A 15,154-nucleotide genomic window follows, 5' to 3' on the forward strand; every position below is an offset into this window, starting at 1 on the left:
AGAAACTAACGCAAAACTGTTGTTACATTAATAAACGGGGAAGTCTGCAGAAGAGTTATTCTCTTCGCTATCTGATATTCTCCCAGATGCTGTTCAGTATTTCGCTGCAAGCATTTCAGTTCACTTAACTAGCAAACATTGAGGGCGCTTTCTGCAATGCAGGACCAACAGATAATCAATCCAATTTCTCAATCTCAGATCCCTCAAGAGCTGTCTGAGAATGTGATTTTGTCTTCCATGAGTGATCTCTACGATTGGGCAAGACTCTCTAGCCTTTGGCCCTTGATGTATGGAACTGCTTGCTGCTTTATTGAAATTGCAGCCATGATTGGCTCTCGATTCGATTTTGATCGATTTGGTCTGGTACCCCGGTCTAGTCCTCGGCAGGCTGACCTAATCATTACGGCAGGAACCGTAACCATGAAAATGGCACCTGCACTAGTTCGGCTTTATGAACAAATGCCTGATCCAAAATATGTGATTGCTATGGGTGCATGCACCATTACAGGCGGCATGTTCAGCAGTGATTCTACAACTGCTGTACGAGGGGTCGACAAGCTTATTCCTGTGGACGTCTACTTACCTGGCTGCCCACCTCGCCCGGAAGCCGTAATGGATGCCATTGTTAAGCTGCGTAAGAAAATCGCCAATGAGGATGTGCGTGAGCGAGGCAATCTGATGCAGACCCACCGCTACTACAGCACAACCCACCAGATGAAGGTGGTTCCCCCCATCCATACAGGTGTTTATCTGGAAGCTGTTGCTCGTAAGTCTCCTGCTGCAGCTTTGAGTGCAGGTGTAGGCGAAGATATGACGCCAACCTTAGTGGCTGAAGCTGAAAAAGAAGAAGCGTAACCCACTTCTCTGTACAGGACAGAACTTTTAATGTCTGGCACTAAAAGCGCTCGAAACCCCTGCAGGGCATAGCTTATAGCCTGAGTTATTAGAAGTACCAATATACATGGCTTTCATAGTTTTTGTCCTGTACTTAGAACCCACTTCTATAAGTATTAAGCTCCTAAATCCTCTATCCATGCTGATCGCAACTTAAGTCAGCACTACTATTTCGATGAAACATCATGACCAGTGACCTGGAAACTCAGTTGCAGCAGCTTCGGAAAGAGGCAGAAGCTGCAATTATTTCTTCTGACACCCTCGATGCTTTAGAAACGCTTCGGGTTAGCTACCTTGGCAAGAAAGGTCAGCTTTCTCAAATCCTTAAGGGGATGGGCAAACTAGATGCATCGGAACGGCCCAGGATTGGGGGACTAGCTAACCAGGTCAAGGAAGCATTACAACAGGGATTAGAAAAGAAAAAATCTGATCTAAATCAAGCAGCCATTGCGGTTCAACTTGCAGCAGAAACCTTAGATGTGACCATGCCGGGAGCCTACGTTCCTCAAGGGCATGTTCATCCTCTAAATAGCACTATTGATAAAGCATTGGATATCTTTGTGGGCTTGGGGTATACCATTGCCCAAGGTCCAGAGATGGAAACAGACTATTACAATTTCGAAGCCCTGAATACGCCGCCCGATCACCCGGCACGGGATATGCAGGATACGTTTTATCTGCCAGATGGCAATCTGCTGCGCACCCATACTTCTGCGGTTCAAATTCACCATATGGAAGACCATGAACCGCCCATTCGAATCGCGGCTCCTGGGCGCTGTTATCGTCGGGATACGGAAGATGCTACCCATGCTGCAGTGTTTCATCAAATTGAGATTTTAGCGGTTGATAAGGGGCTTACCTTTACGGACCTCAAAGGCACCATCAAAGTCTTTATTGAACAGATGTTTGGAGATGTACCTATTCGGTTTCGAGCTAGCTATTTCCCCTTTACGGAACCCTCTGCTGAGGTCGACGTGCAGTGGAAAGGCCGATGGCTAGAAGTCTTAGGTTGCGGCATGGTTGATCCCAATGTGCTCAAAAACGTGGGCTACGATCCTGAGATCTATACTGGGTTTGCTGCAGGTTTCGGGGTGGAGCGATTTGCGATGGTCCTTCACCAGATTGATGATATTCGACGGTTATATACCAGCGATTTGCGTTTTTTACGCCAATTCTAGACGCTTCCCATTTGTAGGCAAACTAGTCATTAGCATTTGGGTAGAAGATGCATTTTTTTATCAGGATACTGGGGTGCGATCGCATCTCTAACCCCGCCCATCCGATCTCACCTGAACCTTTGGCTCATAACAAACATGCCCCCAACAACGCAGCATCGTGGCCAGCCGCTCAACTCTAATTCCTCTTCCCAGCCTTTATAATGCCTGCGCCCTCCATTGACCCAACACAACTCAGGACTGATTTATCCACCCCTTTGAAGATCGGTCCTTTTGCGGTTAACAGTCGGGTATTGCAGTCGCCCTTATCTGGCGTCACGGATTTGGTCTTTCGTCGCTTGGTGCGACGATACGCCCCCGAATCGATGCTCTACACAGAAATGGTTCATGCCAGCCAGGTCTGCCATGCTCGTGACCTCTCCAAAGTCATGGATGTGGATTTGGATGAGCAGCCGATTAGTGTACAGCTGTTTGATTGCCGTCCCCATTTTCTAGCGGAAGCCGCCCAAATGGCAGTCCAGGAAGGGGCAGATACCATTGATTTGAATATGGGCTGTCCCGTCAATAAGATCACCAAGAAAGGGGGCGGATCGTCGCTATTGCGAGATCCAGAAACCGCAGAAGCCATCGTTCGAGCCGTTGTGGCGGCAGTTGAGGTGCCCGTGACGGTCAAGACCCGTATTGGCTGGAAAGATGACGAAATCAATATCCTGGAGTTCGCTCAACAGATGCAGGATGCTGGGGCACAAATGATTACGGTGCATGGACGCACCCGAGCCCAGGGTTATAATGGCCCCGCCCAGTGGCAGTGGATCAAACAGGTTAAAGAACAGCTCTTCATTCCAGTGATTGCCAATGGCGATATTGTATCCGTTGAGTCGGCGATGGCCTGTCTCGAATTGACAGGGGCAGATGGGGTCATGTGTTCGCGCGGAACGTTGGGATATCCCTATTTGGTGGGAGAAATTGATTATTTCCTGAAAACCGGACAGCGCAAAGCTCCACCCACCATTATTGAGCGATTGCACTGTGCCCAGGAGCATTTGCAAGGGCTGTGGGAATATAAAGGCATCAAAGGCATTCACCAAGCTCGAAAACATATGACTTGGTACGTAAAGGGGTTTGTTGGTGCTGCCGAATTGCGAGATCGACTCTGTCGGATCAATAGCGTCGAAGAAGGGCTAGAGTTACTTGACCAAGCCATAGACGGTAATCCCACCCCGCAGACTTAACAAGGTTTCCTACAATGTAGACATGGACTGCCCTATCGATACAGATCCATCCCTCAATTGCAATGCATGGGATTGACGTAGAATTTTTGATCAAACACAGCGATAGAACACTATGACTAACGACACCCCCATCGCCGCCCAGGATAATCCTCTCCTCATTTGTGAAGGCTTGCCCCCTTTTGACAAAATTGAGGCAGGGCAGGTGCTGCCCGCCATCACACAGTTATTAACGGAGCTAGAGCAAGAATTACAAACTCTGGAAGCAGACGTTCAGCCGACTTGGGCTGGATTGGTGGAACCCTTAGAGCAGCTCGGCGACCGATTGAGCTGGAGCTGGGGTATTGTCGGACATTTAATGGGGGTCAAAAACTCTCCAGAATTACGGAAAGCCTATGAAGCTGGCCAACCCAAGATCGTGGAATTTATCACTCGCTTGAGCCAGAGTCGCCCTATTTACGAAACCTATAAAAAACTGCAACAGAGTCCAGACTGGTCTCAATTAGATCCGGCTCAACAACGCATCGTTGAGAGTGCGATTCGGGAGGCAGAGCTATCGGGTGTGGGTCTGATTGGAGAGGCCAAAGAGCGATTCAATCAAATTCAGCTGGAATTAGCGACTCTATCGACTCAATTCTCGAACCATGTTTTGGATGCAACCAAAGCATTCAATATTCTATTAACCAATCCCAAGGAAGTGGCAGGCTTACCGCCAAGCTTACTAAGCCTAGCGGCCCAGGCAGCTCGGGCAGTGGGAGAGAAAGACTCCACGCCAGAGCATGGTCCTTGGTTAATGACCCTTGATATTCCCTGTTTTGGCCCATTTATGCAGCATAGCCAGCGCCGCGACTTACGGGAAAAGCTGTATCGAGCCTATATTAGCCGGGCTTCTGAAGGGGAATTTGATAACACTGAGATTATCGATCGAATTCTCAAGCTGCGAAAAGAAGAAGCAAAACTTCTTGGCTTTACAACCTATGCGGAAGCCAGTTTAGCGAGCAAGATGGCCCCCACAGTTTCTGCTGTTGAAACCTTACAGGAGCAACTCCGGCAGGCTAGTTTCGATCAAGCTACTGCAGAACTCGAAACCCTCAAAACCTTTGCCAAGGAGCAAGGATCTGAGGAAGATAGCGATCTCAAGCATTGGGATGTCAGTTTCTGGGCCGAGCGCCAGCGAGAAGCCAAGTTTGATATTACTGATGAGCAATTGCGCCCCTATTTCCCCTTACCCCAGGTCTTAGACGGCTTGTTTAATCTGGTCAACCGCCTGTTTGGGGTGACGGTGACCGCTGCCGATGGTCAAGCTCCGGTTTGGCAGGAAGATGTTCGCTATTTTCAAGTCGCCAATGAACAGGGAGAACCTATCGCTCACTTCTACCTGGATCCTTACTCTCGCCCAGCGGAGAAGCGGGGCGGTGCCTGGATGGATGAATGCTTGGGTCGCGCCAAGTTCCATCGGGGTGATACGGTCCAGACTCGCTTACCCGTTGCCTATTTGATTTGTAATCAAACCCCTCCAGTAGATGGTAAACCCAGTTTAATGACCTTCAGAGAGGTGGAAACCCTCTTTCATGAGTTCGGCCATGGCTTGCAGCATATGCTCACTCAGGTGGATTATGCGGGGGCTGCAGGCATCAGTAATGTGGAATGGGATGCGGTCGAACTGCCCAGTCAGTTTATGGAAAACTGGTGCTATGACCGCCAAACCCTGATGGGCATGGCCAAACACTATGAGACAGGTGAATCATTACCTGAAGAGTATTACCAGAAGCTGCTGGCGGCTCGGACCTATATGAGTGGCAGCACCATGCTGCGGCAGCTCCACTTTGGCATGGTGGATATGGAACTGCACCATAACTACGAGCCCGGTGGTTCTGAGAAAGTGAAACAGGTCCGCGATCGCATTGCCAAAACCACCACCATCTTGCCTCCCTTGCCAGAAGATTCTTTTCTCTGCTCCTTTGGGCACATTTTTGCCGGGGGGTATTCCGCCGGATACTACAGCTACAAATGGGCTGAAGTGCTGAGTGCCGACGCTTTTTCTGCCTTTGAAGAAGCAGGATTAGAGAACGATGCTGCCATTCGAGAGACGGGCCGCCGATTTCGCGATACGGTTCTAGCGTTAGGAGGAAGTCAGCATCCCATGGAAGTCTTCAAATCTTTCAGAGGGCGAGAACCAAGCACTGAAGCGCTGCTTCGCCATAGTGGTCTAAAAGCCGAAGCCTAAATGTATTTGGCCAACATTTAGAACCGATTGCTAAACACAACTGGTCCTGATTTTTGCCACACAAGCCAGTATCATCCAAATTTTCGACATCAGGGATGGGATAGAGCCAAGTAAACATCAGGCCCTATTCCGTCCCTATTTTTTCTCGATCAGGGATAAAATGCTACGGCTACCAGAATAAACAAAAGTAAATGACCAAGAGGCATTAAAATTCATTTAAGCTGCCAACCTCAGCCCCATGGGACTACCTAAATCGGGACTGAACGGTATCACAAAAATATTTTTTTGATACCCATTGATATCGAAACCACACGAGATACGAATGTTATCTTGTCCCCATCCTTTGACTTGAGGCCAGTTTCCCTGTCCTTTGACCTAGTACCATCACTGTTGTCTTCTCCAAAGCTCCTATGATGGGCCTTTTGAAAAAATACTGTTATTCCTTGGGAAATGTCTCAGTGTCTTAATCCTGAGTGCTTGCACTCCAATGCCAGTGATAGTTCAACATGTCAACAATGTGGTTGGTCTCTACTCCTAGGCGGGCACTATCGTGCCATTCGATCCCTGGGAACAGGGGGGTTCTCAAATACCTTTTCGGCAGTAGATGAGCACTGTTTGCAGTCTCCATGCGTGATCAAGCAGTTTATTCCACCTCAATTAGATCCAAGCCGGGTAGAGAAATCAATCGCCCTTTTTCATCAAGAAGCATCGATATTAAAGGAACTGGGCAATCACCCCCAAATCCCTTCGCTATTGGCTTTCTTAGAACAGGACGGACAGCTTTATCTGATCCAGGAATTTATCGAAGGGCAAGATCTATTTCAAGAAGCCATCGAAAATGGCCCCTTCAGTGAACAGCAGATTCAACAACTGTTTACAGAGCTGTTGCCGATCTTGCAGTTTATTCATGAGCGACAGGTGGTCCACCGAGACATCAAACCCGGCAATATTCTTCGTCAAGAAAATGGCTCCCTGGTACTGATTGATTTTGGGGGGTCCTTACAATTGGAAGGCCAGTTTCGACCCGTCACCGGAACACCTGGCTATGCCTCCCCAGAACAGCTCAAGGGCCAAGTAGAAGCAGCTAGCGATTTACATAGCTTGGCAATAACAGCGATGCGCCTCTTGACAGGATATCTTGCCCAAGAAGACTCAGATCCCTTTGCCAATCCGCAACAACGGCATCAAGTCTGGCATCGCCTCAAGGTCAATGTCAGCCCTGAACTAACGCAAATTTTTGATAACCTTCTCCACCCAGACATTCAACAGCGGTATCAATCAGCCATCGAAGTGTGGCAAGCCCTAAGTCCCAATGCGAACCTATCGTCTAGCCCTTCACCCAGTCTTCAGACCCTGTCGTCCCCCCTACAACCCAAAATGACGACCTCTGCATCAACCCCTGTCCTAAAAAGCGATGTAGGGGCAAATTACACCTATTTAAAAGACTTATTAACCCAACAAAATTTCGCTGCTGCTGACCAAGAAACTTGGAATCTGATGCTAAAAATTGCGGGTATGACCACACAAGAAGCGCTCAATATTCAGGTAGTTCAGAATTTTCCTCTCCAAGATCTAAAAACTTTAGATTCTTTGTGGACAGAGTATAGTGGTGGACACTTTGGATTTTCAGCTCAAAGACAAATCTACCAGCGGCTCGGCGGTTCTCAAACGTTAGATTACGCCGTTTGGCAAACATTTGGAAAGCAAATCGGTTGGTTTAGCAAGGAACGATGGCAAGACTATACCAACTTAAAATTCACCCTCAGCGCACCGATCGGTCACTTACCGGCTTGTTTCGCAGATCCTCTTAATCGTCAGGGGGTTGACCGAGGTGTTTGCGGGTGGTGGCGCTTAGGATTTGTAACCCTCATTCACCGCCTGACATCATCAGTGAATGAATAAATCGCGCAGAATCTAAACCCTAAATATCTTGAGCTATTTGCTCTCTGCCATAAAAATTAATTAATTCAATGAACGATTACCTGCTTCTTAGAACTGTTATTTATGCATGAAAGATAGCCCAACTTGGGGTTGATTCAAGGGTGGCATTTTTACAATGGGTATCTCTTCGTTGCATATTCTCTCTGAACATTGGAAAATCACTACAAGGTAAAATTTCACTGCAAATCTTACCCTTAATTTTATAAACTGTTTTTACATTGGTGTATTTAATACATCCTTAAAATCCGAATTTTGGGATGCTTCCTCTGACGGTTAATGCTTGGCTTACATATGAATGAGGCTATTTTGTGATGACACATTCTTCTACTCCCTTGGACATCGATACGGCTGACCAGGAGGATCTTCCTACCCATCAAAACTCATCAAGATCGGCCGATCCGTCCTTTCACATCCAGGACTTAGAGGCCGATGAGCCTACATCTGGCCCCTGGGATATGCAGATGGATGTGAGTGAAGCAGAAGCCAATCGAGGAGAAACGTTAGAAAGTCAGAATTCACATCCTGAAGCCCAAGCAACCGCCACTTCTAGCTGGGCTGCATCCCCCTTGGCAGGCCCTGTGAAGAATAAAGACGCTCCCTTTAAAGCTAAAGACGCTCCCTTTAAAGCTAAAGCCATATCTCTGGCCTTGGCGGTCAGTATGTTGCCAGTGCTCGCAATCGGAACCGTCACTTACTTTAGTGGGCAACTCGTTCAGCAACAAATTACTCAGGAACGGCAAGCTGGTAAACCAGATCTTCAAGTAACCGAACGCTCTATTCAGCAACAACTCCCTTCCCTATTGATTGGAACAGGAATCACAGCCCTTCTGGCCGGTGCGATCGCAGCTTGGTTAGCCCATCGAGCAACAACTCCTGTACTTAAAGCAGTTCAGGTCTCTGATGAGATGCTCCAGCAAATTCGGCCGGGTATGGTTAAGTCCGGGGAAGCTGAAGCAGATATCTTAAGCCAGCTAGAACATAATATTCGCAGCATCGAAGGCTATATCCCTGCGCTATTGGCCCAGCAAGATGCCGAAATTGAGCAATTACAGATGCTCAAGTACGTCACCAATAAGATTCGCGCCTCACTCAATGAAGATGATGTCCTCAACACCACCGTTGAAGAAGCTCGCAAAATCATCAAGGCCGATCGGGTCATTGTCTATGGGTTTGATGCAGACTGGTATGGCACGGTGATAGCTGAATCCGCTATCCCAGGCATTGCCAAGGCCTTATGGGCCGAAATTAGAGACCCTTGTTTTGCCGAGAACTACGTCGAGAAGTATCGTGCAGGACGAATTCAAGCCATTAATAACGTCCACGAAGCAGGCTTGACCCAATGCCATCTGGCCCAACTAGAGCCCTTTCAAGTGAAAGCCAACTTAGTGGTGCCGATTCTGCGGGAGGACAAGCTATTTGGTTTATTGATTGCCCATCAATGTACCCAACCCCGAGTATGGCAAGAGTCAGAAATCAACTTCTTTGCCCAAGTGGCCTCCCAAGTTGGATTTGCCCTTGAACATTCCCGGCTCCTGGTTCAAGTCGATCAAGCCAATAATAATGCAATGGCTAACACCCAGCAGACGGCTCAAGACTACGAAATGCTACAGCAGAGAATTTCACAGCTTTCCCTAGAAAGTAATGGCGTGGTCGAACTATTTGGCACAGATGCCAATATGGCGATCACCCATACGCAAGACCAGATGCATGAAATTGCTGAAGCTGCGGATCAAATTCATGTCATCCTCAATGAGATTACCCAAACCCAGGAACAGGTGCAGATTGCCACGCAAGAAAGTCAAACTGGGATGACAAATACCGTGGACCATTTACAGTCTCTATCCAAGTTGGTGGAAACCGTTGACCAATCAGTTCATCCCTTACAGCAACCGACCCAACAACTCGGTGAGCTGATTGATTTAATGGGACATGTGGTGTCCCAAGTTCAGCTACAGGCTATGAATGCAGCCCTTGAAGCGGCTCGATCTGGTGCTGCGGGTCAATCCTTTGCTGAAATTGCCGAAAAGGTACATGGCTTATCTCGGCAGCTGGACGCGACCCTGACGGACGTCAAGCCCTTAGTCAGCCATATTCAAACAACGACTCAATCTGTGGGTCAGGAGATGTCTACGGGAAAAAACACAATTGCGGTGGATACCCAAACCTTAGGCAATACCCAAGCGAAGTTGCATGAATTAAATAGCCTGAACCAACGGGTCTTAGATCTCGTGCAGCAAATTGCTGAAGTCACCACGAATCAGGTGGAATTATCGGTTTTAGGTCACAAAACCTTGGATCATCTCGCAAACACTACGCTCAGTGCCACAACACAATCCTCCCAAATTGCAGAAGCCGTTCATCAGCTGATGGCTGCGGTCAATAACGATCTCAACTCGGAAGATTCCTTATCAGCCTAGTTCATGACTCTGATAATCCATCCTTTGCTTTGTTCTGCCTTTAGCCCAGTATCATTTTCTCTGGGGCTATTTCATCTAGTCTGCCGATCAGTTCATGACCTATTCAAGGAAGCCAGACATGGCTAATGAGACGCCGCTGCGCGATCCTGCCTATCAACTGTTTTTTCAAGAAGCATTAGAACTTTTACTGCAGATTGACACAACCTTACAAGAGGTTTTGCAAATTCCCAGTAAAACATCCATTGATTTTTTACTGGAGATGGCGCAGATCTTGGATGAGGGAGCCCAATCCCTGGATCTAACTCAGTTAGCCAATCAGGTCCAAACCTTTTCGGGTTTCATGCTCAACTTACAGCAAGATCCCTTAGGGACGACCCCGGGGGATGCAGACCTGCTGAGGCAAGCCTATAAAGGGATACAAACAGCTTTAGAAGCTTATATTTCTGGCCCACCAGACTTAGACACTTCTTCAGACCTAGACACTTCTTCAGAACTAGATTTTTCTGCCTATGTGCCCGTTTCTTTAGACATCGCCGAAGATGAGTTAGCTGCCAATGGAAATTTAATGCTGCCCGCAGGGGGAAGCGATGTTACCTCTTTAATCTTGATCTCTGACGTTGCGGAAATTTTAGAGCAGCTCAATCAGGTATTGATCGAGCCCCAGGTCTACGACCTTGCGGCTGAGTTAAAAGCATTAACAGAAGCATTATTGGGTTGGGGAGAAGTCCTGGAGCTGAATGAGCTGACCACGATTGCTCAATCCACCTTGGAAATGTTGGACAGCAATCCCCAATCTGCGATTTCAATTGGTCAATTATCTTTGGCTGGCTTTCGAGCAGCCCATAAAACAGCCTTACAGGCATTGCAGACTGACTCTGTTTCACAGCAGAGTCCAGGGAATCAGCAGCAGAGCTCGGAGATGCTGGATACTCAATCGATACCCACTGCCATGTTGTCCCCCATGGCTGCAGAAATTCCCACTGCTGAGTCATTATCAGCTTCAGATGAGGTGATCTTAAACGCTACCCAATTGTTTGTCTGGCAGCAGGAAAGGCTGCTATTTACAATTCCATCAGAGGCTGTGGCAGAAATCCTCATCCCTAGGGCTGAACAGTTGATGGGTAATGAACATCAGCGTTGTTTAAGTTGGCAGCAACAGTTTATTCCGATTCATCCATTAGGGCATTTACTCAATCAAGGGGAGACTCATTGGCCCCGACTGACGGCTGCAGTCCTGTCGGGGAAGGGCAGTACAACAGTGTTTGGCAGTTCTCCCTTCGTTATTATTCATCAGGGGGGGCAGACCCTGGCGTTAGAAGTTGAAATCACCCGATTGGTGACAGAGTCAGAGCTGGTTCTACAAATCCCAGAAGAACAAATCCATTGTCCTTATTTTTCTGGCGAGACGGCTTTGGAGTCAGAGGAGTATGGGGTAGTAGATATTGCCGCCCTGCTCAATGAAATGTTGGATTTAAGTCCGCTGCCAATGCCAAAGGCAGTGCGGCTGTCCAGCCCAGCAGTATCTGCCAGTCCCAAGCCTAAACGCCCTCAAAAGCTCCGTAAAAAAACGCGATCGCAAACCACAATACTCGTGGTTGATGATTCCAAAATGGTCCGCATGATGGTAACCACGGCGCTACAATCAGCCGGATACGAAGTCCTAGAGGCTGCTGATGGTCAATTAGCCATCGAACAGGTAGAACGAGCGGATATTCAGCTGATTATCTGTGACGTGGAAATGCCCAATATGAATGGGTTTGAGTTTCTAGAATATCGCTGCCGTCAGCCAGCCATTATGAATCTGCCAGTGGTGATGCTCAGTACCTGTAATAGCAACCAGCATCGACAGTTAGCGACAACCTTGGGCGCTAGTGCCTACCTGGCGAAACCTTATGATGAATCCAATCTCTTAGCCACCCTACAATCGCTGGTGGGCTAAAATCATCCGCCATTGTTTGAGGGGAATGGCGTTTAGGGATAGATCTAGCTAGACGCTACACAGACTCTATTTCGTGCTCGCCCAAATGAATGCGGAGTTTTTTACTGAACTTAACGAGATAAGGGTAATTGGCGCTCACTTCTCGCCCTTGCCAGTCCTTGATGACTTGAATTAGCTCACCTTCCGTGCCTTTAATATCGAAGGGGTTATTTCGATGTTCAGGATGATGGTAGATAACAACTGATTCTTTGACGCGGACTTGATCGCCTACTTGCATAACTTAGCCGATTACTCTAAACAGGGGCATCAACTGCTTGCACCTCTCTAGCGAGAATGCAGAACAATCTCTTTTAATCTTTGCACAAGATGGACCGTTGCTGATGAAGCAGTTGCAGGACCTTGCTGTAAAAGCAAAACTTTGAAGTCAGCCAAAGCAAGCCCCAATCGACTGATGGAAGCTTAGAGGGATGTAACAGAAGATACTATTATTTTTTGCAAAATGAAGGTTGGTCAGCCTAACTTGTAGGAGCAACCCCCGACACCGCTCCCCTATCGTCCTTGCACCCAAAGGTATCTCATGCTTTCAGTTGCCCAAGCAGAGTCTCTCATTCTTAAGATTGCTCTACCGCTCACCGATCAAGAAGTCACCTCTCTTCTCAACGCTCAGCAGCGGATTCTGGCCACAGATATTTCCAGTAAACTGGATTTTCCCTATTGGGATAATTCAGCGATGGATGGGTATGCGGTTCGCTACGAAGATCTCAAAACTTGTGGACCTGACACCCCAGCCATCCTTGATGTAGTGACGGAAATACCAGCCGGGACTTGCCCTAATATCTCGTTAGCTCCTGGGCAAGCTGCCCGCATTTTTACTGGGGCCATGCTGCCCCAGGGGGCAGATACAGTGGTGATGCAAGAGAATACGCTCCGACAAGGTGAGCAAGTTCATATCCTGCAATGCCCTCAACCCCAAGCCTTTGTCAGAAAGCGAGGCGCTTACTATCAAGGGGGAACACCGATTTTAAAGCAAGGCATTACTCTAACGCCTCCAGATATTGCCATTTTGGCAACGGTGCAGTGCACAGAGATTCCTGTTTATCGTCGGCCCGTGGTCGCGATTTTATCGACAGGCAATGAGCTCATTGCCCCCGATCAGCCGTTACAGCCCGGACAAATTGTCGATTCCAATCGGTATGCTTTAGCAGCGTTGGTGCAGGCAATGGGAGCGGAAGTGCGACTGGTAGATCCGGTGGGTGACCAAGTTGAGGATTTGAGAACTGCGATCGCAACTACAATTCCCCAGGCCGATGTAGTGATTTCCTCCGGGGGAGTCTCGGTTGGGGATTACGATTATGTGGATCAAGTACTGGCTGAGTTAAATGCTGATATTCATATTCGGTCTGTGGCCGTTAAGCCAGGTAAACCTTTAACCTTTGCCACATTTCCTGCTGCAGACAGAAAGCAACCTGTCCTGTATTTTGGTCTACCAGGAAATCCTGTTTCGGCTTTGGTCAGTTTTTGGCGATTTGTGCAGCCCGCCCTCCGCAAAGTATCCGGTCAGGCTGCCAATTGGAGGCCTCAGTTTGTAGAAGCTAGAACCTTACACCCTTTACCAGCAGGCGGCCAGCGAGAAATTTATCTCTGGGGGAAATTGAGCCTGGATTCCGGCCAATATGAATTTGCATTAGCTGGCGGGAGTCATAGCTCTGGTAATCTGATGAATTTGTCTCAAACCAACGGTTTAGTTGTTATTCCTATCGATCATCCGGCAACAGAAGCTGGGGGGGTAGTGTCTGTGATGCAAGTGGAGGCAGCCAACACCTAAACCATTCAAGCAGGCTCGATCAACCATAAAGTAGACCTTTATTAATGCCAAATCCATGACAACCATTGGCATTCTTGGATCCTCAGTCTAAACTGTTGCCTAGCTGGTGCAATGCATTAGGCAATGGGAGAAGCAGCCAGCGACTTTAGTACAAATTGTTTGCAGGAGTGATGGGCATGGCCACTGCCATCAAAATTAAACCCAAAGATCGGGATGCAGTGATTCAGGCCCTGCAAGCGGGCGTGGTTCCACGCAAAGGACAACATTTGATTCAAGTGGGACGGGCTGAAGAAATTAAAGCCATTCTGCGAGATGTCGAACGCATCGCCGAAGGCGGCGCCGCCATCCGCTTCATTATTGGTGAGTACGGCTCGGGTAAAACCTTTTTCATCAATTTGACCCGCACCATTGCTTTAGAGAAAAAGCTGGTGACAGCCCATGCTGACCTAACGCCCGATCGGCGCTTACATGCGTCTAGTGGTCAAGCCCGGTCCCTGTATACCGAACTCATGGCCAACCTATCGACTCGCACCAAACCAGATGGTGGAGCTTTGCCCAGTGTCGTCGAACGATTTGTGACGTCAGCGATGACAGAGGGACGCGATCGCAAGGTCAATCCCGAGGACATTATCCGCGAGCGATTAGCTCATCTCTCGGAATTCGTCGGTGGCTATGACTTTGCCGAAGTAATTGCCGCCTACTGGCGCGGTCATGATAGCGGAGATGATGCCTTGAAAGCCAATGCAGTCCGCTGGCTCCGGGGAGAATTTTCGACCAAAACCGAAGCCCGAACGGCCTTAGGAGTCAGAACCATCGTCGATGATACCAACGTCTACGATCAACTCAAGCTTTTTGCCCAGCTGGTGAAACTAGCGGGATACGACGGCTTTATGATTTGCTTGGATGAAATGGTGAATCTATATAAACTCTCCAACACCCAGGCCCGCAAAAGCAATTACGAACAAATTCTGCGCATCCTCAATGATTGTTTGCAGGGGAATGCTGGGCATTTAGGGTTTATGTTTGGTGGCACTCCTGATTTGCTAATGGATACACGCCGAGGACTCTACAGCTATCCTGCGCTGCAAACGCGCTTGGCAGAGAATAGTTTTGCAGGTGACGGTCTAGTAGATTACAGTGGACCTGTTTTACGCTTAGCGAACCTAAGTCCCGAAGACCTGTACGTGCTGCTGGGCAAAATTCGCCTAGTGTTTGCCGAAGGCAATACGAAGAAATCTCGCCTTCCAGATCAAGGCATCCAGGCATTTATGGCCCATTGCTCAGACTATATTGGCGAAGCGTACTTCCGTACCCCTCGGAATACCATTAAGGCCTTTGTCGATTTATTAGCAGTTCTTGAGCAAAACACCCAAGTATCCTGGAAAGATCTGGTCACTAAAGTCAGCATTGGTACAGACGTCAATGGAGGAGCCAGCCCCAAAGCAGCCTCCAAAAACGGAAAGAAAAGCCAAAGCAATGATGATCTAGCTTCTTTCAAGTTGTAAAA

At 48.2% G+C, this 15,154-nt stretch carries 10 protein-coding genes; 9 read left to right on the forward strand and 1 reads right to left on the reverse strand.

Going from position 1 to position 15,154, the window contains the following annotated elements; genetic code table 11:
• Nucleotides 1-156: 156 nt before the first annotated feature.
• The 7 genes from HRE53_RS05140 (at nucleotide 157) to HRE53_RS05170 (ending at nucleotide 11,822) form a co-directional block, all read left to right on the forward strand.
• Nucleotides 157-855, forward strand: coding sequence for an NADH dehydrogenase subunit K (locus HRE53_RS05140; protein WP_212662499.1), 699 nt, complete (start codon nucleotides 157-159; stop codon nucleotides 853-855).
• 224 nt (nucleotides 856-1,079) lie between these two features.
• Nucleotides 1,080-2,072 carry a phenylalanine--tRNA ligase subunit alpha gene (pheS, locus tag HRE53_RS05145; RefSeq protein WP_235109320.1) on the forward strand — a complete coding sequence of 331 codons (993 nt, stop codon included), beginning with the start codon at nucleotides 1,080-1,082 and terminating at the stop codon, nucleotides 2,070-2,072.
• 200 nt (nucleotides 2,073-2,272) lie between these two features.
• The gene (gene dusB, locus HRE53_RS05150; RefSeq protein ID WP_235109321.1) at nucleotides 2,273-3,301 is read left to right on the forward strand and encodes a tRNA dihydrouridine synthase DusB; all 1,029 of its coding nucleotides are present in this window, start codon (nucleotides 2,273-2,275) and stop codon (nucleotides 3,299-3,301) included.
• A 112-nt stretch (nucleotides 3,302-3,413) separates the two neighbouring features.
• The gene (locus HRE53_RS05155; RefSeq protein WP_235109322.1) at nucleotides 3,414-5,525 is read left to right on the forward strand and encodes a M3 family metallopeptidase; all 2,112 of its coding nucleotides are present in this window, start codon (nucleotides 3,414-3,416) and stop codon (nucleotides 5,523-5,525) included.
• Between the two features lie 450 nt (nucleotides 5,526-5,975).
• Complete coding sequence (locus tag HRE53_RS05160; protein WP_235109323.1) at nucleotides 5,976-7,427, forward strand: serine/threonine-protein kinase; 1,452 nt, start codon at nucleotides 5,976-5,978, stop codon at nucleotides 7,425-7,427.
• Nucleotides 7,428-7,777: 350 nt separating this feature from the next.
• The gene (locus HRE53_RS05165) at nucleotides 7,778-9,883 is read left to right on the forward strand and encodes a GAF domain-containing protein (protein ID WP_235109324.1); all 2,106 of its coding nucleotides are present in this window, start codon (nucleotides 7,778-7,780) and stop codon (nucleotides 9,881-9,883) included.
• 118 nt (nucleotides 9,884-10,001) lie between these two features.
• Complete coding sequence (locus HRE53_RS05170; RefSeq protein WP_235109325.1) at nucleotides 10,002-11,822, forward strand: response regulator; 1,821 nt, start codon at nucleotides 10,002-10,004, stop codon at nucleotides 11,820-11,822.
• 55 nt (nucleotides 11,823-11,877) lie between these two features.
• Here the strand turns inward: HRE53_RS05170 and HRE53_RS05175 are convergent, their stop codons facing one another.
• The gene (locus tag HRE53_RS05175; RefSeq protein WP_212662507.1) at nucleotides 11,878-12,099 is read right to left on the reverse strand and encodes a ferredoxin-thioredoxin reductase variable chain; all 222 of its coding nucleotides are present in this window, start codon (nucleotides 12,097-12,099) and stop codon (nucleotides 11,878-11,880) included.
• Nucleotides 12,100-12,399: 300 nt separating this feature from the next.
• Between HRE53_RS05175 and glp the strand changes: the two genes are divergently transcribed.
• On the forward strand, nucleotides 12,400-13,647 hold the full coding sequence (gene glp, locus HRE53_RS05180) for a gephyrin-like molybdotransferase Glp (protein ID WP_235109326.1): 1,248 nt from the start codon (nucleotides 12,400-12,402) through the stop codon (nucleotides 13,645-13,647).
• Between the two features lie 176 nt (nucleotides 13,648-13,823).
• Complete coding sequence (locus HRE53_RS05185; RefSeq protein WP_235109328.1) at nucleotides 13,824-15,152, forward strand: ATP-binding protein; 1,329 nt, start codon at nucleotides 13,824-13,826, stop codon at nucleotides 15,150-15,152.
• Nucleotides 15,153-15,154 lie beyond the last annotated feature (2 nt).

Origin of the sequence: Acaryochloris sp. 'Moss Beach' (assembly GCF_021497025.1) — a bacterium.
Lineage (GTDB): Bacteria > Cyanobacteriota > Cyanobacteriia > Thermosynechococcales > Thermosynechococcaceae > Acaryochloris > Acaryochloris marina_A.